General features: G+C 72.7%; 28 protein-coding genes. 16 read left to right on the top strand and 12 right to left on the bottom strand.

Annotated features, from left to right (window positions below; all coding sequences use genetic code 11):
- Nucleotides 1–4 precede the first annotated feature (4 nt).
- Genes KK087_RS16645 through KK087_RS16635 form a run of 3 tightly spaced genes read left to right on the top strand, consistent with a single transcriptional unit; the run spans nt 5 to nt 3,350 of the window.
- The gene (locus KK087_RS16645) at nt 5–1,258 is read left to right on the top strand and encodes a (S)-ureidoglycine--glyoxylate transaminase (protein ID WP_214566753.1); all 1,254 of its coding nucleotides are present in this window, start codon (nt 5–7) and stop codon (nt 1,256–1,258) included.
- Nucleotides 1,255–2,520, top strand: a complete 1,266-nt coding sequence (locus tag KK087_RS16640; protein ID WP_214566752.1) for an allantoate amidohydrolase — start codon at nt 1,255–1,257, stop codon at nt 2,518–2,520. The genes KK087_RS16645 and KK087_RS16640 overlap by 4 nt, the downstream gene beginning before the upstream one ends.
- Complete coding sequence (locus KK087_RS16635; protein ID WP_214531490.1) at nt 2,517–3,350, top strand: MurR/RpiR family transcriptional regulator; 834 nt, start codon at nt 2,517–2,519, stop codon at nt 3,348–3,350. The genes KK087_RS16640 and KK087_RS16635 overlap by 4 nt, the downstream gene beginning before the upstream one ends.
- Here KK087_RS16635 and KK087_RS16630 read toward each other — a convergent pair.
- Nucleotides 3,317–3,826, bottom strand: coding sequence for an SRPBCC family protein (locus tag KK087_RS16630; protein ID WP_214566751.1), 510 nt, complete (start codon nt 3,824–3,826; stop codon nt 3,317–3,319). The two genes, KK087_RS16635 and KK087_RS16630, sit on opposite strands and share 34 nt — an antisense overlap.
- A 144-nt stretch (nt 3,827–3,970) precedes the next feature.
- Here KK087_RS16630 and KK087_RS16625 point away from each other — a divergent pair, with 144 nt between their 5' ends.
- The 3 genes from KK087_RS16625 to epsC all read left to right on the top strand — a co-directional run bounded on the left by KK087_RS16625 (nt 3,971) and on the right by epsC (nt 6,787).
- Nucleotides 3,971–5,008 carry a dipeptidase gene (locus KK087_RS16625; RefSeq protein WP_214566748.1) on the top strand — a complete coding sequence of 346 codons (1,038 nt, stop codon included), beginning with the start codon at nt 3,971–3,973 and terminating at the stop codon, nt 5,006–5,008.
- 259 nt (nt 5,009–5,267) lie between these two features.
- A complete protein-coding gene (cysK, locus tag KK087_RS16620) occupies nt 5,268–6,206 on the top strand; it encodes a cysteine synthase A (RefSeq protein WP_214566746.1) in 939 nt (312 codons plus the stop codon).
- Between the two features lie 20 nt (nt 6,207–6,226).
- Nucleotides 6,227–6,787 (top strand): serine O-acetyltransferase EpsC, encoded by a 561-nt coding sequence (gene epsC / locus KK087_RS16615; protein WP_214531499.1) that lies wholly within the window; start codon nt 6,227–6,229, stop codon nt 6,785–6,787.
- A 145-nt stretch (nt 6,788–6,932) separates the two neighbouring features.
- Here epsC and KK087_RS16610 read toward each other — a convergent pair whose 3' ends face one another.
- Nucleotides 6,933–7,232 (bottom strand): excalibur calcium-binding domain-containing protein, encoded by a 300-nt coding sequence (locus KK087_RS16610; RefSeq protein WP_214545258.1) that lies wholly within the window; start codon nt 7,230–7,232, stop codon nt 6,933–6,935.
- A gap of 141 nt (nt 7,233–7,373) precedes the next feature.
- Here KK087_RS16610 and KK087_RS16605 point away from each other — a divergent pair, with 141 nt between their 5' ends.
- The gene (locus KK087_RS16605) at nt 7,374–7,757 is read left to right on the top strand and encodes an MmcQ/YjbR family DNA-binding protein (protein WP_214566744.1); all 384 of its coding nucleotides are present in this window, start codon (nt 7,374–7,376) and stop codon (nt 7,755–7,757) included.
- A gap of 6 nt (nt 7,758–7,763) precedes the next feature.
- On the opposite strand, the gene KK087_RS16600 is transcribed toward KK087_RS16605, so the two are convergent.
- Entirely contained in the window at nt 7,764–8,393 is a 630-nt protein-coding gene (locus KK087_RS16600; RefSeq protein ID WP_250896778.1) for an MOSC domain-containing protein, read from the bottom strand.
- A 91-nt stretch (nt 8,394–8,484) separates the two neighbouring features.
- Here KK087_RS16600 and KK087_RS16595 point away from each other — a divergent pair, with 91 nt between their 5' ends.
- The 3 genes from KK087_RS16595 to KK087_RS16585 are packed head-to-tail and all read left to right on the top strand — an operon-like array spanning nt 8,485 to nt 10,024.
- The gene (locus KK087_RS16595; RefSeq protein WP_214545261.1) at nt 8,485–9,039 is read left to right on the top strand and encodes an RNA polymerase sigma factor; all 555 of its coding nucleotides are present in this window, start codon (nt 8,485–8,487) and stop codon (nt 9,037–9,039) included.
- Nucleotides 9,036–9,716: an Asp23/Gls24 family envelope stress response protein gene (locus KK087_RS16590; protein ID WP_214566743.1), complete on the top strand. Its 681-nt coding sequence runs from the start codon at nt 9,036–9,038 to the stop codon at nt 9,714–9,716. The genes KK087_RS16595 and KK087_RS16590 overlap by 4 nt, the downstream gene beginning before the upstream one ends.
- Nucleotides 9,713–10,024 (top strand): hypothetical protein, encoded by a 312-nt coding sequence (locus KK087_RS16585; RefSeq protein WP_214566742.1) that lies wholly within the window; start codon nt 9,713–9,715, stop codon nt 10,022–10,024. The genes KK087_RS16590 and KK087_RS16585 overlap by 4 nt, the downstream gene beginning before the upstream one ends.
- Nucleotides 10,025–10,112: 88 nt before the next feature.
- On the opposite strand, the gene KK087_RS16580 is transcribed toward KK087_RS16585, so the two are convergent.
- The 7 genes from KK087_RS16580 to KK087_RS16550 form a co-directional block, all read right to left on the bottom strand.
- Nucleotides 10,113–10,985 (bottom strand): aggregation-promoting factor C-terminal-like domain-containing protein, encoded by an 873-nt coding sequence (locus KK087_RS16580; RefSeq protein ID WP_214566741.1) that lies wholly within the window; start codon nt 10,983–10,985, stop codon nt 10,113–10,115.
- Nucleotides 10,986–11,283: 298 nt separating this feature from the next.
- Nucleotides 11,284–11,739, bottom strand: a complete 456-nt coding sequence (locus KK087_RS16575; protein ID WP_214545265.1) for a MarR family winged helix-turn-helix transcriptional regulator — start codon at nt 11,737–11,739, stop codon at nt 11,284–11,286.
- A gap of 176 nt (nt 11,740–11,915) precedes the next feature.
- Nucleotides 11,916–12,566 (bottom strand): GntR family transcriptional regulator, encoded by a 651-nt coding sequence (locus KK087_RS16570; protein ID WP_214545266.1) that lies wholly within the window; start codon nt 12,564–12,566, stop codon nt 11,916–11,918.
- Nucleotides 12,567–12,674: 108 nt separating this feature from the next.
- Nucleotides 12,675–13,190 (bottom strand): DUF1810 domain-containing protein, encoded by a 516-nt coding sequence (locus KK087_RS16565; protein ID WP_214566739.1) that lies wholly within the window; start codon nt 13,188–13,190, stop codon nt 12,675–12,677.
- Complete coding sequence (locus tag KK087_RS16560) at nt 13,187–13,978, bottom strand: YqjF family protein (RefSeq protein ID WP_214566737.1); 792 nt, start codon at nt 13,976–13,978, stop codon at nt 13,187–13,189. Before KK087_RS16560 ends, KK087_RS16565 begins: the two co-directional genes overlap by 4 nt.
- Entirely contained in the window at nt 13,975–14,373 is a 399-nt protein-coding gene (locus tag KK087_RS16555) for a DoxX family protein (RefSeq protein ID WP_214545269.1), read from the bottom strand. Before KK087_RS16555 ends, KK087_RS16560 begins: the two co-directional genes overlap by 4 nt.
- Before the next feature lie 60 nt (nt 14,374–14,433).
- Nucleotides 14,434–15,702 (bottom strand): bifunctional phosphopantothenoylcysteine decarboxylase/phosphopantothenate synthase, encoded by a 1,269-nt coding sequence (locus KK087_RS16550; RefSeq protein ID WP_214531498.1) that lies wholly within the window; start codon nt 15,700–15,702, stop codon nt 14,434–14,436.
- Nucleotides 15,703–15,766: 64 nt separating this feature from the next.
- Here KK087_RS16550 and KK087_RS16545 point away from each other — a divergent pair, with 64 nt between their 5' ends.
- Nucleotides 15,767–16,558 carry an NRDE family protein gene (locus tag KK087_RS16545; RefSeq protein WP_214566735.1) on the top strand — a complete coding sequence of 264 codons (792 nt, stop codon included), beginning with the start codon at nt 15,767–15,769 and terminating at the stop codon, nt 16,556–16,558.
- A gap of 333 nt (nt 16,559–16,891) precedes the next feature.
- On the opposite strand, the gene KK087_RS16540 is transcribed toward KK087_RS16545, so the two are convergent.
- A complete protein-coding gene (locus KK087_RS16540) occupies nt 16,892–17,830 on the bottom strand; it encodes an SDR family oxidoreductase (RefSeq protein ID WP_214566733.1) in 939 nt (312 codons plus the stop codon).
- A gap of 122 nt (nt 17,831–17,952) precedes the next feature.
- Here KK087_RS16540 and KK087_RS16535 point away from each other — a divergent pair, with 122 nt between their 5' ends.
- The 3 genes from KK087_RS16535 (at nt 17,953) to KK087_RS16525 (ending at nt 20,754) form a co-directional block, all read left to right on the top strand.
- On the top strand, nt 17,953–19,062 hold the full coding sequence (locus tag KK087_RS16535; protein WP_214531471.1) for an LLM class flavin-dependent oxidoreductase: 1,110 nt from the start codon (nt 17,953–17,955) through the stop codon (nt 19,060–19,062).
- A gap of 213 nt (nt 19,063–19,275) precedes the next feature.
- Nucleotides 19,276–19,932 (top strand): hypothetical protein, encoded by a 657-nt coding sequence (locus KK087_RS16530; RefSeq protein WP_214545272.1) that lies wholly within the window; start codon nt 19,276–19,278, stop codon nt 19,930–19,932.
- A 330-nt stretch (nt 19,933–20,262) separates the two neighbouring features.
- On the top strand, nt 20,263–20,754 hold the full coding sequence (locus tag KK087_RS16525) for a pyridoxamine 5'-phosphate oxidase family protein (protein WP_214531469.1): 492 nt from the start codon (nt 20,263–20,265) through the stop codon (nt 20,752–20,754).
- A 206-nt stretch (nt 20,755–20,960) separates the two neighbouring features.
- Here KK087_RS16525 and KK087_RS16520 read toward each other — a convergent pair whose 3' ends face one another.
- Nucleotides 20,961–22,208: a putative hexosyltransferase gene (locus tag KK087_RS16520; RefSeq protein WP_214566731.1), complete on the bottom strand. Its 1,248-nt coding sequence runs from the start codon at nt 22,206–22,208 to the stop codon at nt 20,961–20,963.
- 265 nt (nt 22,209–22,473) lie between these two features.
- Here KK087_RS16520 and KK087_RS16515 point away from each other — a divergent pair, with 265 nt between their 5' ends.
- Both KK087_RS16515 and KK087_RS16510 read left to right on the top strand, forming a co-directional pair.
- A complete protein-coding gene (locus KK087_RS16515) occupies nt 22,474–23,883 on the top strand; it encodes an MFS transporter (protein WP_214566729.1) in 1,410 nt (469 codons plus the stop codon).
- Between the two features lie 133 nt (nt 23,884–24,016).
- Nucleotides 24,017–24,793 carry an endonuclease/exonuclease/phosphatase family protein gene (locus KK087_RS16510; protein WP_214531466.1) on the top strand — a complete coding sequence of 259 codons (777 nt, stop codon included), beginning with the start codon at nt 24,017–24,019 and terminating at the stop codon, nt 24,791–24,793.
- The last annotated feature ends 54 nt before the right edge of the window (nt 24,794–24,847 follow it).

The following is a 24,847-nucleotide window of genomic DNA, read 5'->3' as shown; positions in this document are numbered from 1 at the left end:
CACCATGCTCCCAGTGAACCCACCCGCCCGTCTCCTCATGGGCCCGGGTCCGATCGACGCCGACCCGCGTGTGCTCCGTGCGCTGTCGACCCCGCTCGTCGGTCAGTACGACCCGTGGATGACGTCCACGATGAACGAGACGCAGGCGCTCTACCGTCGTGTGTTCGGTACCGGGAACGACGCCACACTGCTCGTCGACGGGACCTCGCGTGCGGGCATCGAAGCGGTGCTCGTGTCCCTGCTCGCCCCGGGTGACCGCGTGCTCGTGCCGGTGTTCGGCCGGTTCGGGCACCTGCTCACCGAGATCGCCGGCCGCGCCGGTGCCGAGGTCCACACCATCGAGACCGAGTGGGGCCAGGTCTTCACGCCGTCCGCGATCGAGTCGGCCATCGCGCGCGTCCGGCCGAAGGTCCTGGCTGTGGTGCAGGGCGACACGTCGACCACGATGAACCAGCCGCTCGACGAGCTCGGTGCGATCTGCGAGCGGTACGGCGTCCTGCTCTACACGGACGCGACCGCGACGGTCGGTGGCAACCCGCTCGAGGTCGACGCCTGGGGCATCGACGCCGTGAGCGCCGGGCTGCAGAAGTGCCTCGGCGGCCCGTCCGGCAGCGCACCGGTCACGCTGTCGCCGGGGGCCGTGGCCGTGCTCGACGAGCGGCGGAGCGTCGAGGCCGGCATCCGCGAACCCGGTGACGACGTCGCCGACGAACCGATCCGCTCGAACTACCTCGACCTCGCGATGATCCTCGACTACTGGGGCCCCCGCCGCCTCAACCACCACACCGAGGCCGCTTCGATGCTCTACGCGGCCCACGAGTGCGCCCGCATCCTGCTCGAGGAAGGCCGCGACGCCGTCGTCGCCCGCCACGAGACCGCCGGGCGCGCGATGCTCGCCGGGGTGCAGGGCCTCGGGCTCCGGGTCTTCGGCGACGTCGCCCACAAGATGCACAACGTCGTCGCCGTCGAGATCCCCTCCGACGTCGTCGGCGATCAGGTCCGGAGCGCGATGCTCGACGACCACGGGATCGAGATCGGCACCTCGTTCGGGCCGTTGCACGGGCGGGTCTGGCGCATCGGCACCATGGGACACAACGCCCGGAAGGACACCGTGGTGACGACCCTGGCCGCGCTCGAGCAGACCCTGCGCCGTGCCGGGCACGCGGTCCCGCAGGGCGGCGGTGTCGACGCTGCCCTCGACGTCTTCCGCGATGCCACCGCGACCGTCGCTCCCGCCGGGGTCGAGGTGCTCGCGTGAGCGCCGTGCCCGCGCCCGTGATCACCGCGACCGCCGTGGGCATCGCCGACGCCGAACTCGTCGCCCGTTGGTGCGACGAGCTCGCCGCCGTCAGCGCCGAACCGGGCCGCATCACCCGCGTCTACCTGTCACCCGAGCACGCCCGGGCGAACGCCCTCGTCGCGGGCTGGATGCAGGACGCCGGGCTGTCCACCTGGCAGGACGCCGCCGGCAACCTGCACGGTCGGGCCGCGGCCGCGACGCCCGACGCCCCCGTGCTGCTGCTCGGCTCGCACCTCGACACCGTGGTGGACGCCGGACGGTACGACGGCGTCGTCGGGGTGCTCATGGCGATCCGCACCGCCGCACGGCTCACCGCCGACGGCCCGCTGCCCGTCGCGCTCGAGGTCATCGCGTTCTCCGACGAAGAGGGCACGCGCTTCGGCAAGGCCCTGCTCGGGTCGTCCGCCGTGGCCGGGGTGTGGGACGACGCCTGGTGGGATCTCGAGGACGGCGACGGCGTCACCCTCCGACGGGCCTTCACCGACTTCGGACTCGACCCGGACCGCGTCGGCGAGGCCGCGGTCGACCCGGCCTCGGTGGTCGGCTACCTCGAGGCGCACATCGAGCAGGGGCCGCACCTCGAACAGGCCGGACAGGCCCTCGGGGTCGTCACGAGCATCGCGAGCGCCCGACGGTTCTCCGTCGAGGCCGTCGGGGAAGCCCGGCACGCCGGAGGCACCCCCTACGAGCGTCGGCACGACGCCCTGCTCGCCGCCGCCGAGGCCGCGCTCGCGGTGGAGCGGATCTGTCGGGCCTCGCACCAGGTGGGCACCGTCGGCACGATGACGGTCGAACCCGGAGCCGTCAACGTCGTGCCCGGGCTCGCACGGTTCTCCGTCGACCTGCGCGGCGAGTTCGACGACGAGCGGGACGAGGTCTGGGACGAACTCACGAAGGCCTTCACGCTCATCGGCGAACGCCGTGGGGTGAGCGTCACCCCCACCGAGGTGCACCGTGCTCCCGCCGTGTTCTGTGCGCCCCGGCTGATGGACGCCGTCCGCGCCGGGATCGCGTCGACCGGTGAGACCGCACCGATGGAGCTGTTCTCGCGGGCCGGCCACGACGCGATGTCGCTCGGGCTCGTGACCGACGTGGCGATGCTGTTCCTCCGCAACCCCGACGGCATCAGCCACCACCCGGACGAGTACGTCTCGACGCCGGACATCGCCCTCGGGCTCGACGCCCTGGCCGTCGCCGTCGAACAGGTGGCACGCGCATGAGCACCGCCAGCCCCGACGTCCGCGCCCGCATCGACTCGGTGTGGGAACAGCTCTCGCCCGCCGAACGACGGGTCGCCGCCATGGTCCGGCACGACCCGGAACTCCTGCTCGTCGGCACCTCCGCCGAGCTCGCGGCCGAGTCCGGCACCTCGAAGGCCACGGTCTCGCGACTCGTGCGGTCGCTGGGGTTCCAGGACGCCGCCGAGGTCCGGCAGAACCTGATGTCCGCACGGGGCTCCGGCCTGCCCTGGGTCGCCGAGGACGCCGCCCACGTCGACCAGCGTGCGGTCGAGGCGCGGAACCTCGACGCGGCGTTCGCGTCCCTCGGCCGTGCGGACCGTCCGCGGCTTGCCCGTCGGATCGTCCGCGCTCGCCGGGTGCTCGTCCTCGGGGAACGCGGGGCCTACCCGATCGCGCTGCAACTGCGGTCGCAGCTGGCGCAGGTGCGGTCCGACGTCCGGGTCGGTCCGTCGCCGGGGCAGCGGCTCGGGGAAGAGGTCGCCGACCTCGACCGGCACGACCTCGTCGTCCTGGTGACCGTGCGCCGGCACACCGCCGGGGTCGAGCGGATCGTCCGGCACTGCGTCGACTCGGGGGCGGACGTCATCGTGCTCGGGGACCCGACCGCCGCGGTCATCGCCGCCCCCGCGGCCACCGCGATCCTCTGCCCGGTCGATTCACCGTCGGCGTTCGACTCGATGGCGGCGCTGTTCGCCGTCGTCGCCGCGATCGCCAACGACGTCTACGACGCCTCCGGACCCGGCGGGCGGGTGCGGGTCGACGCCGTCGCGAACGCCTACGACGCGCTGGGGGAGCTCGCCGCGCCCTGATCGCCGTCCGACCCGGCGCGCAGCTCGGCGCGCAGTTCTGCGGCGAGCGAGGCGTTGCGGTCGGCGATGAGCCGAGGCATGTACCGGGCCAACGCGAGCACCTCGGCCGCCCGCCCCAGCGGGCCGAGCGGGGCGCGGAACGTGATCGTGTCGACCATGCGTGTGCCGCCGGCCGACGGCTCGAACCTGTGCTCGTGGTGGAACCGGGCGAACGGCCCACGCACCTGTTCGTCGACGAACCGGTGTGGTGCCTCCAGGGCGGTGATCCTGCTCGTCATCCGCCAGACGATCCCGAAGTGCCGCGCACGCCAGGTGACGGTCTCGCCCAGGCCGATCGTGCCCGTCGTCGTGCCGGCGACGGCGCGTTCGTCGGTCGCGGCCATCGAGCGCTCGTGCGCGCCGATGTCGAGCGACAGCGCGAAGGCGCGCTCCGGCGGCACCGGCAGGTCCGTCACGACCCGGAACGAGACGGTCACGGCGTCGGCCAGACCGTCGGGGCCGATCGGTCGTCGTCGGCGTCGCCGGGCTCGGGGGCCGCGAGCACCAGGCGTTCGGTGCGGAGGGTGACGGGCTGCACGGCTCGAGCCTAGCCACGACGGCGCGCGCGGTAGCGTCGGGGGATGACGTTCGACGCGCTCCCGTTCCCGGTCATCGACGGCCACAACGACCTGCCCTGGGAGCGTCGTGACAGCCACGACTCCGGCGTCGAGGGCATCGACATCGAGGACGGCTCGTTGCACACCGACATCCCGAAGCTCCGTGCCGGCGGCGTCGTCGGGCAGTTCTGGTCGGTGTTCGTGCCCGCGGACGACCCGGACCCCGTGACGACGACCCTGCAGCAGGTCGACCTCGCGCACCGGATCATCGAGCGCTACCCCGACGACCTCGCGCTCGCCCGCACCGCCGCCGAGGTCCGTGCCGCCGTCGACACCGGCCGGATCGCATCGCTGCTCGGCGCCGAGGGCGGGCACTCGATCGGCAACGACCTCGCGGTCCTCCGCACCCTCGCCCGGCTCGGCGTCCGGTACATGACGCTCACCCACAACGACGACACCCCCTGGGCCGACTCCGCGACCGGGGCCCGGGCGCACGGCGGCCTGACCGACCGCGGCCGTCAGGTCGTCGCGGAGATGGAGCGGATCGGCATGCTCGTCGACCTGTCCCACACCGCGCCCGCGACCATGCGGGACACCCTCGACGTGGCGACCCGACCCGTCGTGTTCAGCCACTCGTCGACCGTCGCGATCGACGACCACCCGCGGAACGTGCCCGACGACGTGCTCGCCCGGTTGGCCGACAACGGCGGCGTCGTGATGATCACCTTCGTGCCGAAGTTCGTGTCGCGGGCGTGGGCGGACTGGGAGGAGTCGGGCATGCCCGGGGAGCCGCCCCTGGTCACGGTGGCCGACGTCGCCGACCACGTCGAGCACGCCCGCGACGTCGCCGGTGTGGCGCACCTCGGCCTCGGCGGCGACTACGACGGCACCCCGGTGCTGCCGCCGGACCTGCGGGACGTGTCGCGGTACCCGGTGCTCGCGGCGGAGCTCGCCCGGCGCGGGTGGGGCGAGTCGGACCTTCGTGCGCTGGCCGGCGGCAACGTGCTGCGGGTGCTCGAGACGACCGACGAGCGGTTCGCACGGACTGCGTTCGTGCGCTGACGCGGTGGGTTCGCGCTGCGAAAGCGACTTTCCTCGGCGCTGGTCGTGCTCACTCCCGCGAAAGCGACAGATGTCCGCGGACTTTCCTCGGACACCTGTCGCTTTCGCACGCCGGGACCCCGGCCTGGAGGCGCGACTCGCGTCCGGCGCGCACGCGCCGTCACGGACAGGACCACCTGGGGTCCGGTCGCTAGGATCGGGCGCACACCGCGCCTCCAGGAAGAGCGATGCGCGACCTGAGCTGCGAAGGACGGACCGGATGAGCGGCACCATCTACGAGAACATCTCCCAGGCGTTCGGCAACACCCCCCTCGTCAAGCTGAACCGGCTGCCGAAGGCGGGCGGGGCCGAGGTGCTCGCGAAGCTCGAGTTCTACAACCCGGGCGCCAGCGTCAAGGACCGTCTGGGCGTCGCGATCATCGACGCCGCCGAGGCATCCGGTGCGCTGCAGGCCGGTGGCACCATCGTCGAGGGCTCGTCCGGCAACACCGGCATCGCCCTCGCGCTGGTCGGCGCCGCTCGCGGGTACCGGGTCGTCATCACGATGCCCGAGACGATGAGCGTCGAGCGCCGTGCGGTCATCCGTGCGTACGGGGCCGAGATCGTCCTGACCCCCGGACCCGAGGGCATGAAGGGCGCGGTCGCCAAGGCCGAGTCGATCGTCGCGGAGACCCCCGGTGCGATCCTCGCCCACCAGTTCGAGACGGCCGCGAACGCCGAGATCCACCGGAAGACCACGGCCGAGGAGATCCTGCGCGACACCGAAGAGCACGTCGACGTGTTCGTCGCGGGTGTCGGCACCGGCGGCACGATCACCGGCGTCGGGCAGGTGCTCAAGGAGCGCGTGCCCGGCGTGCAGATCGTCGCCGTCGAGCCGAAGGACTCGCCCCTGCTCACCGAGGGCAAGGCCGGGCCGCACAAGATCCAGGGCATCGGCGCGAACTTCATCCCCGAGGTCCTCGACCGGAGCGTCATCGACGAGGTGTTCGACGTCGAGCTCGACGACGCGCTCCGGGTCGCCCGCGCGCTCGCCACCCAGGAGGGCATCCTGTCGGGCATCTCGTCCGGCGCGATCATCCACGCGGCCCTCGAGATCGCTGCACGCCCCGAGAACGCCGGCAAGCGGATCGTCGCCATCGTGTGCGACACCGGAGAGCGCTACCTGTCGACGGTGCTCTTCGAGGGGCTCACTGCGTGAGTCGTCCCCTCCGACGAGGCGTGCTGCGGACCATCCGCGAGGACCTGGCCGCAGCACGCCGCGGTGACCCCGCTGCCCGGGGCGACCTGGAGAACGCGATCGTCTACTCGGGGCTGCACGCCATCTGGACGTACCGCGTGACCCACCGTCTCTGGAACGCGCAGGGGCTGCCCGGGTCCCGGTTCGCGGCCCGCCTGCTCGGGCAGGTCGCACGGTCGGTCACCGGCATCGAGATCCACCCGGGGGCGCGCATCGGTCGCCGGTTCTTCATCGACCACGGCATGGGCGTCGTCATCGGGGAGACCGCGGTCATCGGCGACGACGTGCTCGTGTTCCACGGGGTGACCCTCGGCGGACGCGGCGGTGACCACGGACCGGGAGTCCGACGGCACCCGGTCGTGGGGGACCGGGTGGTGCTCGGGGCGGGATCGTCGCTGATCGGGGCGATCACGATCGGTCCGGACTCCGTCGTCGGGGCGAACACCGTCGTCACGAAGGACGTGCCGGCGGGGTCGGTCGTCACCGGGATCGCCGGGACGCCTCGTCCGCGGTCCGGGCACGAGGGCGTCCCGACGCTCTGAGCGGCACGCCAGGCCCGCAAGACACCGGTGTTCGCGCATTGCGCCGCGGTTTGCGGGTGTTCAGGACGCGAACACCGGTGTCTTGCCGGTCACCGCGAGCGGGCGAGCGGGGGAGCGGGCGAGCGGGCGAGCGGGCGGGCGAGCGTCAGCTCTTCTCGCAGGCGATGCCGTCCTTGTCGCGGTCGAGCTTCGCGTTCGCCTTGTACAGCGCGTCGTCCTTCTTCACCGTGCCCTTGAGGGCCCGGTAGGTGGCCTTGCCACCGGAGACGACCTTGTTCTTCTTGACGGACTTCTTGGCGATGCCGCCGGAGTACACCTTGTGCACCGCGGTGCAGTTGGCGTAGGACTTCGGCGCTGCTTCGGCGGTCGAGGCCCCGCCGACGACGACGGTGGTCGCGAGGACGGCGGTGGCGGCGGCGATGCCGAGGGTACGGATGATGCGCACGGGTTCCCCCTGGAACTGGTGGTGATCGCGCGAGCGACCGCCGCGTCGGGTGCGCGGCGTGGTGATCCTACGACGTGATCGAGGCTCATGACCTGCCCCCGAACGGGGTGCGCTGTCGGCGGCCTGCGGCATCCTGGTCGCATGGACGGCGAGCAGTTGCACGAGATCGCGAGCCGCACGGCACTGGGGTTGCCGGCGGCCCTCGAGACCCAGCCGTTCGGCGAGGGCTCGGTGGTCTACAAGGTCGTCGGCAAGATGTTCGTGATGGTCACGGAGGTGCGCGGGACCCCGATCGTCAACCTCAAGTGCGCGCCGCCGCACGGGGCAGCACTGGTGCGCGACCACGACGGGATCACGCCCGGGTGGCACATGAACAAGCGGCACTGGATCACGCTCGCGCCGGGCGACGGTCTCGACGAGACCCTGGTCGAGGACCTCGTGGCCAACGCGTACGACCTGGTGGTCGCCGGGCTGCCCGTGGCGAAGCGGCCGATGGACCCCTCGCGCGGCGCGCTTCCGGGTTGACCGGGCTCAGGCGCGCGCAGCGACCTTCGACAGGTCCCGCACGACCTTCGGCGCCAGCCGTTCCCCCGACTCGAGCACGGCCCGTGCCCGCTCGGGTGCCAGGTCGCCGAAGATCTCGCCGATGGTGACCCCGTGTTCCGGCCGGTACGTCACCTCGACGGGATCGCCCGCCGTGACCGATCCGGACTTGACCACGCGGAAGTACGCCCCCGGTCGCCCCTCGTCGGCGAACCGCTTCACCCACCCGTCGATCCCCATCCGCCGGGCGAAGGTGCCGCAGGGCGTGCGGGGGACCGTGACCTCGAGCTCCAGGGTGTCGCCGATCCGCCAGCGTTCCCCGGTCACGGCCCCGGTGACGTCGATGCCGCTGGTGCGGAGGTTCTCACCGAACAACCCGGGCGTGACCTCGCGGTCGAGCAGTTCGGCGAAGTACGCGGCGTCCTCGTCGGCGTAGGCGTAGACGGCCTGGTCCTCGCCCCCGTGGTACTTCCGGTTCGCCTGCACGTCGGCACGCAGACCGAGCGGCCGGACCCGGACGCTGCCCGCGACCGGACGTTTGTCGATGGCGGTGACGCCGATGATGCCGGAGTCCGGCAGCAGGCGGTCGACGCGGCAGACGGCGGTGACGAGCGACATGGAGCCACTCTGGCGCACCCGAGGCCGTCGGCCAAGCCCGGGACACGAGCGCACCCAGGCGTTCACCATGCACCACCAGTAGAAGGAACGCGTGCACCACCAGTCCCTCGCCGAGCTCGACGACGCGGTCCTCGCCGGCCGGTCGTCCGACGGTGACGTCCGGGCCTTCGAGGTCCTGATCCGTCGCCACACCCCGCTGCTCCGCGCCTACGCCCGTCGGACCCTCGGTTCCACCGACGAACTCGACGACGTCGTGCAGGAGACGTTCATCACCGCCTGGGACCGCCTCGACTCCCTCGAGGACCTCGCGCGGGTGAAGTCGTGGTTGATGCGCATCCTCAGCCGGAAGTGCCTCGACCGGATCCGAGCCCGCCGTGTGCACGACGACGTCACCGAGCTCGAGGTCGCCGCGCCCGCCGACGACGCACCCGACCGGGTCGCCGAGGCGCGCTCCCGTGAGGACGCGGTGGAACGTGCGCTGGCCGAACTGCCCGAAGCCCAACGACGGTGCTGGATCATGAAGGAGGTGCTCGAGTACCGGTACGAGGAGATCGCCGCCGAACTCGACCTGCCACCGTCGACGGTCCGGGGACTGCTGTCCCGAGCGAGGAAGAACATGATCCGACTCATGGAGGGATGGCGATGACCGACCACGACGGCCTCCGACCGGACATGCCCGACAGCCCGGAAGCGCTCGACGCCCTCGAGCCCGGTGACCTGGACGGTCACTCGATCGACGAGCTCGCCGACTACCTCGACGCCGGCATGCAGCCGGCCGACCCCAGCATCGACGACTCGCCCGCCTGCCAGAACGCCCTCGCGGCGATCATCCGCGTCCGGCATGCGTCGCTCCGGTCCCTCGAGGCGGCGGCCCGCGACGAGGCCCCCGCCGACGAGTCCTGGATCAGCGGGGTGCTGGCGAACATCTCGATCGAGTCCCGCTCCGGTCGCGACGTGCCGCTCCGCCCGCTCTCCGAGACGGAGCGCCCGGTGATGACCGAGGGGGCCATCCGCTCCCTCATCCGCCGGACCGGTGACGAGGTCCCCGGCGTGCTCGTCGCCCGGTGCCAGCTGGACGGCGACGTCACGGAGCTGGCATCCCCGATCCGGGTGGTGGTCGAGATCGCGATCGCGGCCGGTCCGTCGATCCCCGCGACCGCCGAGCTCGTCCGCACGGCGGTGGCCGGCGCCCTGACGGAGCAGACCGACCTGCTCGTCGAGGCGATCGACGTGGTCGTCCGCGACCTGCTGCCGGACCCCGAGACCGGCACCGTCGAGACCGGCACCGTCGAGACCGGCACTGATCCGGAGGGGTCCCGATGAACACCACCGACGACACCCTCGCCGCGATCGAGGCCGCCGTCACCGAGGTCCCCGGCGTCACCGACCTGTACCGCTCCCGCCCGACCGTCGCGAGCGCGTTCCAGGCGGTCCGCAGCATCGCCACGAACACCGGTCCGCTCCGGATCGTGGTGGACGACGACGGCGCCCTGCGCGTCGTCATCGGCACCGACGGCTTCCGCCCCGCCCCCGAGGTCGCCCGAGCCGTGCACGACGCCGCACTCGCGACCGCGGCGGCCCGCGGCTTGGCGCTCAGCCGGGTCGACGTGCGCGTCGCGCGGGTGGGCTGACCACGACCGGTGGACGGACGGGAGGCCCGTGGCGGATCCGCCACGGGCCTCCCGTCCGTCAGTTGGTCGCGTTCGCGACCCGCGCCGATCAGTAGAAGTTGTTCGCCTGCGAGTGTGCCCACGCGGCGCACGGGGTGCCGTACGCCGAGCTGATGTACTGCAGACCCCAGGTGATCTGGGTCGTGGCGTTGGTCCGCCAGTCCGCGGCGACCGTCCCCATCTTCGAGCCCGGGAGGGCCTGCGGGATGCCGGTCGCGCCACCGTTCGCGTTGACCGCCTGGTAGTTCCAGCCGGACTCCTTGGTCCACAGGTTGTCGAGGCACTGGAACTGGTCGGCGCCCCAGCCGTAGTCGGACGACGCGAGCGAGGTCGCGGTGGCCTTGGCTCCGGCGACGGTGTTGCCGGCGGCGAGCTTCCGCGCTGCCTCCGCGGCCTCGGCTGCTGCCCGCTGCTCGGCAGCGGCCTTCGCTGCGGCTGCGGCCTTCGCGTCGACGTCCCGCTTGTCCTGGGTCGCACTCGCCTGGGCGACGTGCGTGGTCGACGCGACCGTCGTCGAGATGCGGTTCGTCAGCGCGGCTCCGGACAGCTCCGAGTAGTCGCTGAGGGCGTCCACCCGCTGTTCGAGTGCCGAGGTGTCGACCTTGTCGTTCGCGGTCTGCATGACGGTCTTCGCCGTGGTGATGGTCGCGGCGGCCTGGGCACGGTCGAGCGCGGTGCCGTGCAGCGCGGGCTGCGGGGTCGCCGAGGCGCTCGCGGAGCCGGTCGGCATGCCGAGGGCCTCGCCGATGGCGGGCTGCGTGCCGACGGTCAGGGCGCCACCGGCGACGGCCAGGACCGCGGCGCCACCGGCGAGCAGGGTCGCCCGGTGCCGCAGGGCCCGGCGCATCCGGCGGGTGGGGGTGTTCAGGGCCTCACGTCGGGTCGAGGCGGTGGTGGTGGGGAGCTCAGGGGAGTGTCGCATCGGTTCCGCAGGTCGGCGGCTCGGTGGGGAGGGACTCCTGCTCGCGCGACCGAGGTCGTGCGGGCGTGCCGGAGGCTGGCGGTGTCGGTGACACCGTCGGCGACGACGGAGGAGTCCTCGAGCCGGTGAGGACCGGACGGTGGTGTGGGGCCCGTCCGTCCGCCGGGAGCGGCCGTGGGGCGGCCGCGGTCAGGCGGAGCCGACACCATGACCGGTCAGACTGGGCAGGGCGTCCAGGATCGCTGGCAGAACGGTCCGTCCACCGCTTGGTAACGGTTCGGTAACGGCGGATCGCGGGCTAGAAGGTGTGAGGTTCCTGAGCGTGCTCACCCTGGGCGACCCGCTCGAGTGCCGTCAGCGCGCCGGCGATCGCCTCGACGTCCGACTCGTCGAGTTCGGCGATGAGCTCGGCGACGATGCCGGTGCGGTTCGCGCGGGCCTGTTCGACCGCCTCGATGCCCTCCGGCGTCGCCGTGACCATGAACGCCCGGCCGTCGCGCGGGTCGGCTTCGCGCTGGATGAACCCGCGCTGTTCGAGCTCGGTCAGGATGCGGGTCATCGTGGGCTTCGTGACCACCTCGATCCGCGACAGGTCGCCGGGGCGCAGGGGTCCGTGTCGCTGGATCGACGCCAGCGCCGACACGATGCCGTACCCGAGCGAGGCCGAGTCGGTGCGGGCCCGTCGGTTGATCCGACCGACCGCGGCGGCCAGGCGTGCGGCGACCTCGGTGCGGTCCGTCGGTCGGGGGTTCATGTGCTGCTCCGGATGCCTGGTTCAGGTGGTCGCCAGTGATGCTATCGGTCCGTGCGGCCCTGGGACTGGGAGCGTCGCGCGCGTGCTCGGCTGCTCGGACGGGAGGCCTGTGCAACGTCCGCCGCCCGCCTCGCGTGCACGAGACGGGCGGTTCCTGTACGCGGGTACAGGATGTGCTACTGCTTCTCGCCCGGGAGCTGGTGGATCGCTTCGGTCGCGAGTTCGGCTTCGACGTTGTCGCCCGACTCGGTCGCGGCGCGCAGACGTCGGAAGTCCTCGGTCATCCGGTCCCAGTCGACCAGCTCGTCGAGGTTCGGCAGACGCAGACGGAACGCCAGGCCGTCCATCGTGTCGCGGCAGACACGCTGCAGGTTCTCGTTGCCGCACTCGGCGACGTAGAGGGCGAAGACGTCGAGGGCGTCGTGGTTGACGGCGGCGACCTCGTGGGCCTCGAGCTCGGCGATCGTCTTGTCGAGCTGCGCGAGGATCTTCTTCCGGGCGGCGGACCCGAGGCGCGGGACCGCGAGTCGGACGACGCCGCCGAACAGGACGCCGAGGGTCTGCATGGCCTCGACGACCTCGGTCGGGTCGGGGGTGGTGACGCGGGTGTACCGGTTCGGGGCCATCTCGATGAGGCCGGCGCGGGACAGCTGGCTGAGGGCCTCGCGGATCGGCGTGCGCGAGACGCCGAGCCAGGAGATGAGCTCGTCGTCGTTCAGCCGTTCCCCGGGCAGGAGGGTGCCGTCCATGATCGCGTCGTGGATCTTGTGGCGGACGGTGTCACGGAGCAGCTGGTGCTCGGTCGGGGCGCTGCGGGGGACCGGCATGCGTTCTCCTTCTGGGCTGTGGCGTCGGGGCGCCGGGCGAACGGGCACGGTCGTCATCGCACGTGCTCGCATCACCGTACCTGATATGACAACGGCGTTCCGATCGGCTCAGCGCGTGTCAGGTGTCGGCTCGTCAGGTGCCGGTCCCGAGGGTCGCTGGTGCGCTTCGAGCAGCCGGATCGTGGCCGGGTCCTCGACGCCGCCGTACCATCGGCCCAGCACGGCGGCGAAGGGCTGCGGGTCGGTGGCGACGCGGCCGAAGAGCGTCATCGACGACCGGAGCTTCACCGCGTCGATGCCCCCGAGCAGGGCGTCGGCGGAGCGGGCGGGGGCTGCTGCTGCGACCTCGGTGGCCGCGAGCAGGCGGGGCCCGAGCACCGGGTGGGCCAGGTAGGCGCGGGCCTCGTCCGCGCCGGTGATCGCGTAGCGCGCGGCCGTGGCGCTCCGCCCGAGCCCAGCCAGCTGCGGGAACACGAACCACATCCAGTGCGACGACTTCCGGCCCCGACGGAGTTCGTCGAGCGCGACGTCGTGCACACCCTGCTGTGCCCGGGCGAAGCGCGCGAGGTCGAACGGGTCGTCGGTGCGTGCTTCGTCCGGGGTGTGCGGCTGCGCGTCCGTCACCGGACCACCCCGCCCCAGCCGTACCGCACGGTGGTCCCGTCCACCACGAGCAGGGAGTCCGGTGCACGGTCGAACAGCCCGGGCATGCCGACGGCGTCGGGCAGATCGCCCTCGAGCCGGTCGAGGGTGGCCGCGCGGGTGGTGAGCACCGGGTGCTGCCGCTGCCAGAACAGGGTCTGCGCCAGGTACCGCGCGTGGATGCCGGCCCGTGTGGTCAGCTCGGCGGCCAGCGGGGTGTCGACGACCTCGCCGGCGGTGACCCGGACCGAGGCCGCGTGCTTCGGGCGGGCCGTGCCGGTCGGTCGTTCCTGCCGGAGCGACCGGGCCCACCGCACCGGGTGCAGTGCGCGGGTCGGGTGCCGGACGGAGCGGTGTGCGATCGCCTCACCGCGGCGACGGGACCGTGCGTGCGAGAACGTGTACGGCACGCCGAGCAGGGCGTGCGCGGCGACGATCGCGGGCACGTTCGCGGTGTCGACCGTGCGGTAGGTCACCCCGCGCCGCCCCTGGTCGTCCACCGTGAGGACCTCGATCGTGACCTCGGTCATGGTGCCGAGTCGCCCGGCAGAGGGGAACGGCGGTACCCGGGTCTCCCGGAACACGTAGGCCGACAGCCCCACCCAGGCGCTGCCGTCCACCACGTCCGGACGGGTCCCTCGGGGAACGAGCCGCTGCAGCGACGCGGGCTCGTGGCGCCAGTGCGCGAACACGATGTCCTCCCAGGCGTGCTGGGTGACGGGGCGGTGCAGGAGCGGCACCGCCGCGCGGGTCCACGACGGCTGGGTCACGGCTTCGGTGCGTGCCGACCGACGCGCATGCTCCAGAGGACCAACGGCAGCTGCAGGGGGAGCCGCAGGATCCCGATCAGCCGCATCGCCCGGCTCGAGCGGGGATGGTCGAGCAGGTCGTTCGCCATCTTGAGGTTCGCCGGGAAGACCGCCGCGAACAGCGCCGCCGCCGCCCAGCCCGAGGCACGGCGGGTGGCGGGGAACGCGAGCCCGGCGGCGATGCCCAGCTCGGCCACCCCGGAGGCCAGCGTGGTCAGCCGCGGGGGCAGGGCCTCCGGCACGATCCGGTCGAAGTGGGTCGGGCGCAGGAAGTGCATGGTGCCCGCCGCGCCGAGGGCCACCGCCAGGATGGTGGCCGTGCGGTTGGCACGTCGGATCCGCTCACGTCGTCGCATGCGCCCATCGTGCTCGCCCGCGCTCGGAAGCGGCCGGGTGTGCTGTCAGGTCAGTGCTGTTCAGGTCAGCGCCGTCGCGACGAGGTCGAGGACCGCCGACGCCACCTCGGCCTTGGTGCCGGAGGTCTCGCGGACGACCTCCCCACCGGGCACCAGGACCTCGATCGCGTTCTCCTCACGCTCGAACCCGGCCGACCAGCCGACGTGGTTCACGACGAGCAGGTCCGCGGGCTTCCGGCTGATCTTGGCGCGTCCGAGCTCGACCCGGGCGTCGCGGTCGGGCTCGGTCTCGGCGGCGAACCCGACGATGATCTGCCCGGTCCGCCGTGCGGCGACGAGGTCGGCCAGCACGTCCGGGTTCCGCACCAGCTCCAGCGTCATGCGCTCGCCCTGCGCGTCCTTCTTGAGCTTCTCGGTGAGCACCTCGGCCGGCCGGTAGTCGGCGACGGCGGCGGTCATCACGACGACGTCGGCTTCAGCGGCGGCGGCGTGCACGGCCTCTGCGAGCTCGAGCGCGGACCCGACGGGCACCACGGTCGCGTCCAGCCCGGTGGTCAGCGAGCCGTCCACGTTCGCCGCGACGAGGGTCACGGACGCGCCGCGACGGACCGCGTCGGCGGCGATCGCGATGCCCTGCCGGCCGCTGGATCGGTTTCCGACGAACCGCACCGGGTCGAAGGGCTCCCGGGTGCCGCCCGCGCTGACGACGACGCGCACACCGGCCAGGTCCCCCTGCTCGCCACGCGCTCCGGTGCCGGCGCCGCTGCCGGTCTCCGCGTCACGTCGGCCTGCGGGTGCGGGGTGCTGGTCGAGCACGGCGAGTGCCGCGGCGACGATGTCCTCGGGTTCCGCCATCCGACCGATGCCGGCGTCGTCGCCCGTGAGCGCCCCGACGACCGGGCCGACCAGGTGGACGCCGCGGTCACGCAGCGTGGCGACGTTCGCGCGGGTGGCGGGGTGCTCCCACATCTGCGGGTGCATCGCGGGGGCGACCACCACGGGCGCCTCGGTCGCGAGCAGGGTGGTGCCGAGCAGGTCGCTCGCCAGGCCGTGCGCCATCCGGGCCAGCGAGTCGGCGGTGGCCGGGGCGATGACGACCAGGTCGGCCCGGCGTCCGAGCGCGACGTGGCGCACCTCGGCGACGTCGTCCCAGACGCTCGTGGTGACGGGGTTGCGGCTCAGGGCCTCGAGCGTGGGCAGTCCGACGAAGCGCAGGGCGCCCTCGGTCGGGACGACGTGCACGTCGTGGCCGCGCTTGACGAGGTCGCGGACGACCCCGACGGCCTTGTAGGCGGCGATGCCCCCGGTGATGCCCACGATGACGGTCAGGGCGCGCTCTGCTGCTGCGTTCACCTGGCTCACGCTACCGGGGCCACGTGCGAGGATCGACGGCATGTGCACCGTCGTCGTCCGCGTCGACCCCGGGTCCGAGTGGCCCGTGACCGTGCTCGCCCTGCGGGACGAGTCACCCGAGCGTCCGTGGGACCCGCCAGCCGCGTGGTGGCCCGACCGCGATCCCGATGTGCGCGGGGTGCGAGACCGATCGGCCGGTGGTGCATGGCTCGCCGCGTCCGACCGAGCCGGCCTGGCCGTGGTGCTCAACCGCGCCGAACCCGTCGCCAGCACCGACGGTACCTGGACGACCCGTGGCGTCGTGCCGGTGGACGCCGTCGCCGACGACGTGCTGCCCGGACAGGACGGCACGCTCCCGACCACCCGGGCCTTCAACCTGGTGCGGGCGACGGGCGAAGGTGCATCGGTGCTCACCTGGGACGGCGAACAGGTCCGCACCACCGACCTCGGCCCCGGCGTCCACATGGTCACGCACGGCGCGGCCGACGACCCCGCGGCGCCGCGCATCGGACGGTGGCTCGAGGCCTTCCGTGCGGCCGATGCCCCGGCCGGCCCACCGGTGTTCGGCCCGTTCGACGAACTCCGCACCGTGGACTCCGGTGGTGACGCCGGGGACGGCTGGGGTGGCTGGTTCGGCGTGCTGGCGGAGTCCGCGGCGCTGCCGAGCGACCACCCCGACGCGATCCTCCGCGACGTGCACGAGGCCGAGGGGCACATGACGACGCTGTCGATCGTCGCCGCGGCCATCGCACCGGGCCGCACCGTCCTGCGGCACGCGCGCCTGACCGAACCCGGCCAGCTGGACCGGTCGGTGGAGCTTCACCGCGCCTGACGCTGGCGACGTGCCGGACCCGCACGGGGCCGTCGCGAGACGCCGGCGTACCCGTTCGACGCCGCTACGTCGCCGAGACGCCTCCGGATCCGGCGGCGTCTCGTGCGTTCCGGGGCGTCCCGGTGTGACGCCGGCGCGCAGCGTGCGCTCCCCACCACCGGACGGGAGGCCCGTGGTCGGGTGACCACGGGCCTCCCGTCCGCCTGTCCCCGCGTTCTCGACCGCGCGAGACGCCGGCGTGCCCGTTCGACGCCGCCACGTCCGCGAGACGCCTCCGGATTCGGCGGCGTCTCGTGGAGCTGGAGGCGTCCTGGCGAGACGCCGGCGTCTTGCTCAGAGCGGCGGACGCGTCCCGGTGAGGTCCTCGGCGACCGCCCAGAGGGAGCGGGCGAGGTCGGCGCTCCGCGCGGAGCCGGGGATGGACACGGTGGTGGTCGGGCCGGTCATGCCGAACGGCCCGGAGGGGCCGTAGTAGGCGCCACCGACGGCGTTCGGGCCGACCGCGGCGTAGAGCAGCGGCTCGGTGCCCTGCTCGACGGCCTGCGTGAACGGCAGGGCGCGGTTGCTCGGCCGCACCGGCTTCGACCGACCGAGGGAGCGCCCAGCGGCCTGCAGGTTCGTCCGGGTGTAGCCGGGGTGGGCGGCGGTGCTGACCACGGGCACGTCGGCCTCCACCGTCAGGCGGTGCAGGTGCAGCGCGAGGAGCAGGTCGGCGAGCTTCGACTGCGCGTACGCACGCCAGCCGTTGTAGCCGCGCTCCCACTGCAGGTCGGCGAAGCGGATCCGGCCGGGGATCGCGGCGAGGCTCGACATCGTGACCACCCGTGGAGCCTGGGCCAGGGGGCCGACGGCGAGGGGTGTTCGCGCACGGAGCAGCGACGGCAGCAGCAGGTTCGTCAGGGCGAACGGGCCGAGGAAGTTCGTGCCGAACTGCAGCTCGAAGCCGTCGACGGTCTCGAAGCGCTCCGGCGGGGCCATCACGCCGGCGTTGTTGACGAGGACGTCGATCGGGCGCTCCTCGTCGACGATCCCGGTCGCGAACCGGCGGACGCTGGCGAGGTCGGCGAGGTCGAGTTCGCGGACCTCCACCTCGGCGCCGGGGTGGGCGGCGCGGATGCCGGCGGCTGCGGTCTCGCCCTTCTCGGTGCTGCGGACGGCGAGCACGACGCTCGCGCCGGCTCCGGCGAGGCGCAGGGCGGCCTCCTGGCCGGTGCCGCTGTTGGACCCGGTGACGACGATGCGGCGTCCGGTCTGGTCGGGGATGTTCGGCATGCGGGTGACCGTACTCGTGCGGGCTGGCCGACCCCGGCCCGCCCCCGGCCCGACCCCGTGCGCGGGAGCGCGCCTCGTGCTATGTTTATGCAAACGCATGGAAGTGCGACCAGGAGGACACCATGAGCAACGCATTCGGCACCGACCGTCCGTCGGACGTCCCGCCGCCCGCCCCCGACCGGGTCGGGCCCCTGCAGCTCGGCCTCGACACCTTCGGCGACGTCACCGAACGTGCCGACGGCAGCCTGCAGTCCGACGCGCAGAGCATCCGCGACGTCGTCGACCAGGCCGTCCTCGCCGACCAGGTCGGCGTCGACTTCATCGGCGTCGGGGAGCACCACCGAGCCGACTTCGTCGTGAGCGCCCCCGAGGTCGTCCTCGCCGCCATCGCCGCCCGCACCGAGCGCATCCGCATGGGCTCGGCCGTGACCGTGCTGTCCTCCGACGACCCCGTCCGTGTGTACGAGCGCTTCGCCACCGTCGACGCGCTGTCGAACGGTCGCGCCGAGGTCATCCTGGGCCGTGGCTCCTTCACCGAGTCGTTCCCGCTGTTCGGCTACGAGCTGAGCGACTACGAGGTCCTGTTCGAGGAGAAGCTCCAGCTCTGGGCGGCCCTGCGTGGCGGCGACGCCGTCACCTGGTCCGGCACGAAGCGCGCGGGCCTGGTCGACCAGGACGTCTTCCCGAAGCTCGAGCACGGCGCCATCCCGACGTGGATCGGCGTCGGTGGTTCCCCGCAGTCGGTCATCCGCGCGGCGTCGTACGGCCTGCCGCTGTTCCTCGCCATCATCGGCGGGCAGCCGGCCCAGTTCGCCCCGTTCTCGCGGCTGTACCGCCAGGCCCTCGCGCAGCTCGACCTGCCGCAGCAGCCCATCGCGATGCACTCGCCGGGCTTCGTGGCCGCCACGGACGAAGAGGCCGCCGAGCGCTACTGGCCCTACCACAAGGCCGTCACCGACCAGCTCGGCCGGGAGCGCGGATGGCCGCCCCTCGACGTCGCCGGGTACCGTGCGAGCCTGTCGGCCGGCGGGTCGCTCTACGTCGGGTCGCCGGAGACCGTCGCCCGGAAGGTCGCGCGCAACATGCGGATCCTCGGCGCCTCGCGCTTCGACATGCGGTACGCGACGGGTCGCCTGCCCCACGCCGACATGATGCGCTCGATCGAGCTCTACGGCACCGAGGTCGCACCCCGCGTGCGCGAGTTGCTGGCGCAGCCCGTCCCCGTCGCCTAGGTCGCGGGTCCGGGTCCGGGTCCGAGCGCGGATCCGGGTCCGGGTCCGGGTCCGCAAGACACCGGTGTTCGCACTCCACACCACCCTTCGCGGGTGTTCGGAGCGTGGACACCGGTGTTTTGCTGTCGGGGTCGCGGTGTTCGCGCGGCGGACGGGAGGCCCGGTGCGGCCCACCGAGATCGGCTCACGGGGGCCGCGGGTACGGTCCAGGGCATGTCGTCACGCCCCGAGCACGCCTCCGGTTCCCCCTCCGCCGCCGGCTCCGCCGTCGAGCGACGGTTCCGCGGTCGGATCATGGGCGTCGGCACCACCTCGGGCGTCCGGATCGTCGTCGGCATGTGGGACCGGTCACCCTTCGGGGCGTTCACCGACGTGTTCCTCGAGCTCCCCGACGGCACCAGCGTGCTGCTCGCCCCCGACGAGATCGTCGCCGCGTACGTCTCCGGCACCTACCGCTTCGACACCGTGTCGGTCGTCGACGTCCGCGCCCGCCGCACCGCGCACGGCCTCGAGCTGTCGGCCGGGGCGCTGCAGGCCTCCATCGACGTCGGCGGCATCTCACCGCTCGGCCGGATCCTGCGCATCGTCCCGAAGCCGATCGCCCGCGACCCGCGCTGGCTCGCCGCGATCGACCCCGTGGCACGGTTGCTCGCTCCGGGTTCCGGCACCGCTGGTTCGGCGGGCAACGGCCGCCGCGAGTACTACGGCGTGACCGGGGCGCACGACGTCACCGGTGTGCGTGGGACCTGGGCGGGGGAGCCCCTCGGGGACCTGGCGCCGCTCGACCCGCCCGTGGCGTTCGGCTTCGCCTCGATGCCGAAGATCCCGCAGGTCGTCGACGTCGAGACCACGATCCGCGAACCCGCCTGAGCCCGCCTGGCCCCACCACGGTGCCGCGCGCCGGTGCCCACCACGGTGCCGCGCGCCGGTTCTGTGCGTGCGCACCTTGCGACCATCCACGCGTCGAACGACTCGTGTCGTGTCCCTGCACACGTATGCACGGCCCGAGAGCCGGGACACGGCAGACGGGAGCCGAGTGCCGGACGTGCGCCGGGCCTCCCGGCCGACCGTGACCCGGCCACGCGCCGCGCCGGGCTGACGCATCCAGCGCCGGAGGGGCACACTGGTCGGAACGGTACGGCCCCGTGCACCGACGGTCGCACGTCGCACGGTGCGGGGCGCATGACGCAAAGGAGCACCATGACCGACACACAGACGGAGCAGCGCGCCGCCATCTCGGACATCGTCCACGGCGCCCACACGGCTCTGCTCACCACGGTGAGCGCGGACGGGAACCTGCACGCCAGGCCCCTCGCCGTGCAGGACAAGACGTTCCACGGGACCCTGCGGTTCCTGGTGCAGGACGGCAGCGAGAAGGTCGAGGACATCGCGCGGAACCCGCACGTCAACGTCTCGATCGAGTCGCAGGGCGGGTACCTGTCGATCGCCGGGACAGCGACCGTGACCCGGGACGACTCGGTCGTCGACGAACTGTGGTCCCCGTTCGCCGAGGCCTGGTTCCCGGAGGGACGCCAGGACCCGTCGATCCGGCTGCTCACGGTCGAGGGAGTCTCGGTCGAGTACTGGACCCAGGACACCGGACCGGTCGGCAGCCTCGTGCAGATGTTCAAGGCGGCGCTCGGCAAGCAGAGCCAGCCGGACACCGGCGACCACGGCACGATCGAGCTCTGAAGCACGACGCACGACGCACGACGCACGACGCCGTCGTCCTGTCCGGACGACGGCGTCGCTTTATGTCGGTGCGCGGTGCGCGGTGCGCGGTGCGCGGTTCGCGGTGCGCGGTGCGCGGTTCGCGGTGCCCCGTGCCCCGTGCCCCGTGCGCCGTGCCCCGTGCGCCGTGCGCGGTGCCGTAGCCGGTCCGGCCGCGCGTCAGCCGGTCACGGGGGGCCGAGCAACCAGAGCACCGCGACGAGCACCGGCTGCCCGGCGAGCGCGGCCGACACGAACGTCCACCGCATCCAGGGCTTCCCGACCAGCTCGGGCGACCCGAACAGCGGCGCGAGCGGCATGAGCAGCCGCGGGGTCGAGGCCATCGGCAGCGACACCGCGAAGATGTACAGCGCGTACGCGGCCGAGTACAGGACCGTCGTGGGCCCGAGCCGGAGCGTCGACCGGCGCAGCAGCCAGATCGGGTACGTGACGAGCAGGAACACCACGATGAGGATCCCGCCGACCCCGAGCCAGCGGCCCGCGATGAGGAACCACGGCGTCAGCGGCACGAAGTCCACGCGGCCGATGAAGTTCACCCACCAGGACATCTCGGTCTCGAGGTAGGCGTTCGGCGTCCCCGTCACGTGCGAGGCGATCACCGGCCATGCCAACCCGGCGACGACCATGGTCAGGCCGGCGGCGACGACCCGCACCTGCTCGCGGAGCGGGAAGCCCTCGAACACGCGGCCGGTCTCACGGCGAGCCCGGACCCACCGCACGAGTGCGACCACGCCGAGCACGAGCGGGATCGCCAGGGCACCCGGCCGGGTGAAGGCCGCGGCGACACCGAGTGCCGTCAGGAGCCCGTACCGCCGACGCTCCAGCGCGAGCAGCGCGCCGAACGACAGCGCGAGGAACATGCTCTCCGCGTACCCGACCTGCAACAGGAAGGACAGCGGACCACAGCTGAAGAAGAAGACCGCCCACATCGCGGCGGCGTGCCCGGCGCGGTCCCGCACCAGCCGGTGCAGCAGGTAGGTGGCGATCAGCCCGGCGACGATCGCGACGAGCGGTGCGCCGAGCTCGAACGGCACCCCGGTCGACGCGGTCAGCGCCCGGATGGTGAAGGGGAACGCCGGCAGGAAGGCCCAGGCGTTCTGCGCGACGTTGCCGGCTGCGTCGAGCGGCAGCGCGTCGGGGTACCCGTGCAGCGAGATCTGCTCGTAGTACTGCCCGTCCCAGGCGACGAGGAACGCTCCGAACCCGTGTTCGTTGCCCCAGATCGCATTGCTCGGCAGGGCCCGACCTAGGAGCGGGTACGCCAGCGCGAGCCACAGCGTCGACAGGATCCGGCCCCCGGTCCAGACGAGCAGGACCGCCGCCCACGCCGGCAGGGACGTGACGGTGTCGAGGACGCGTCGACGACCGGTGGACACCGCGCCGGTGACCACACCGGCGCTGTCGAGACGGCTCACGCGCGGATTCCTCGGCGTTCGGGTCGACGGGAGTGCACCCGGCCAGGGTAGTCGGACACAGCATGGGGGCCGCACGGAACTGCGCCGGGAGGCCCGTCCCGCGTCGCGCGTGCTGCGTCGCGCCCGGTGGGCGGCCGGTGCCACGTCCGGTGGGGGTCCGGTCCGGCGGTGGCGGTGGCGGTGGCGGTGGTGGCGGTGGTGGTGACGGTGGTGACGGTGGTGGCGGTGACCGCGCTGACGTTGGCGGGCATAGTCTCGGTGGGCGATGACGACGACGGCGACGACACCCAGACGGCGGACGGGCAGCACGGCGGTCGCCGTGCTGGTGGCCGGGACCTTCTTCATGGAGCTCCTGGACGGCACGATCCTGGCGACCGCCGCCCCGGCGATGGGACGGGACCTCGGGGTCGACTCCGCCGCGGTGGGCGTCGCGATCACCGCGTACCTCGTGACCCTCGCGGTGTTCATCCCGGTGTCCGGTTGGCTCACCGACCGGATCGGTTCCCGGACGGTCTTCGCCGGTGCCGTCGCGCTGTTCACGATCGCGTCCGCCCTGTGCGCGCTGTCCACCGGCCTGGTCGAGTTGACGCTGTGGCGCATCCTGCAGGGCCTCGGCGGAGCGCTCATGGTGCCCGTCGGTCGGCTCGTCGTGCTCCGGAGCGCCGGCCGGGAACAGCTCGTCACCGCCATCGCCATCCTGACCTGGCCGGCGCTCGCCGCCCCGATCATCGCGCCGTTCATCGGTGGTGTGCTCGTCGAGACGCTGTCGTGGCACTGGATCTTCCTCATCAACATCCCGCTCGGCGTGGTCGCCTTCGTCGCCGCCCTGGTGCTCGTCCCACAGGAGCGCGCGGCGCAGCGGGTGCCGTTCGACTGGTTCGGGTCGCTGCTCGCGTGCGTCGGGCTCGGCTCGCTCGTGGTGATGGCCTCCCTGCTCGCGCTCGACGTCGTGCCGGTCACCGCGGTCGTCGTCTCCGGGATCCTCGGCGCGGTGTGCTGCTGGCTCGCGATCCGGCACTTCCGCAGGGCCCCGCACCCGATCATGGGGCTGGACGCGTTCCGGCTCGAGACCTTCCGGGTGTCGCACGCCGGCGGCGGCCTGTTCCGCCTGGCGGTGTCCGCCGTGCCGTTCGTCCTGCCGCTGCTGTTCCAGGACGCCTGGGGCTGGAGCGCCGTGCTCGCCGGGTCCGCTGTGCTCTGGGTGTTCGTGGGCAACCTGGCCATCAAGCCGATGACGACCCCGTTCCTCCGCTGGTTCGGCTACCGCCCGGTCATCATCGTGTCGTCGGCGATCGCCGCGCTGACCGTGGTCGCGATGGCGTTCATGACCGAGGACACCCCGTTCTGGCTGCTCGCCGTGCTGCTCGTCGTCAGCGGAGCGGCCCGGTCCGTGGGCTTCACGGCGTACAACACCATCGCCTTCGCTGACGTCGAGCAGGCGGACATGACCCCCGCCAACACCCTGTCGTCGACCCTGCAGCAGACCGCCGCCGGCTTCGGGGTCGCCGTCGCCGCCGTGGTGATCCGGGCCGCCTCCGGGCTCAGGGGCGACGGCCCCTACGCGGTCGCGTTCTGGGTCATCGCAGCCCTGCTCGCGGTCGCCTGCGTGGAGGGCATCCTGATGAGTCGCACAGCGGGGGACACCGTCCGCCCGGTCCGCCGTGTCCGCGCCTGATCCCGCCGCTGTCCGTTTGCGTCACGGTCACGCGGACGAAACCCGGCACGCGTTACAGTCTCAGCAACCGTCCGCGATCCCCGAGTACGGTGACCGCGGCAGGGTGACCGGAACACCCGGACAGGAAGGCAGCATGGCCGCGCCAGAGCAGCAGAGCACGATCGCATCAGAACAGACCGTGCAGCCCACGCAGCTCCGTGTCGTCAGCTACAACCTCCGCGAGCACACCGCGAACAGCGAGCTCGCCGCACTGGCCGAGGCGTCCGAAGCGGACGTCCTCTGCGTGCAGGAGTGCGACAGCAACGACCTCGCTCCGTCGATCGGTGGGCTCTCGCTCGCCGCGTCGACCCGTACCAACCGCCTCGGGCTCGCGATCTACAAGCGCGACGACCGCTTCGAGGTGCAGGACTTCAGCATCCACTCGCTGCAGAAGTCCCTGCACGACCGGGTCCTCGCGCCGGCGCACGAGCGGCTCATCGCGATGCACCTGCGCGACACCGAGGCCGACGCCGAGGTCATCGTCGCCTCGTTCCACGCCTCGCCGCTGACGGCCACCAACTCCCTGCGCCGCAAGCAGATCGAGGCCGCGCACCAGTTCCTCCGCGAGCTGTCGAACGACGCCCCCGCGATCATGGTCGGCGACTTCAACTACCCGTGGTTCCAGACGAACCTGCGCCGCAAGATCGAGCAGCACGGCTTCGCGCTCTCGCTGTCCGACCAGCCGACGTACCTGCGGTACCGCAAGTTCACGGGGCACTTCGACTTCGCGACGAGCGTCGGACTGCACATCGCGGGCGTCGAGACGCTGCCGGCGGGCATCTCCGACCACCGCCCGATCCTGGTGCGTGCCCACTACGAGCACCCGGGCGAGACCGGCGCGGTCACCACCATCGAGGCCCCCGCCGCCTGACCCGGCGCCGCTCGATCTCGTCCCTGCGCTGTCCGGTCGCTGAGGTTCCACGAC

This window comes from Curtobacterium aurantiacum (assembly GCF_018598555.1).
Lineage (GTDB): Bacteria > Actinomycetota > Actinomycetes > Actinomycetales > Microbacteriaceae > Curtobacterium > Curtobacterium aurantiacum.
Note: the sequence above shows the minus strand (reverse complement) of the source record. Positions and strands in the feature narration are given on the sequence as shown.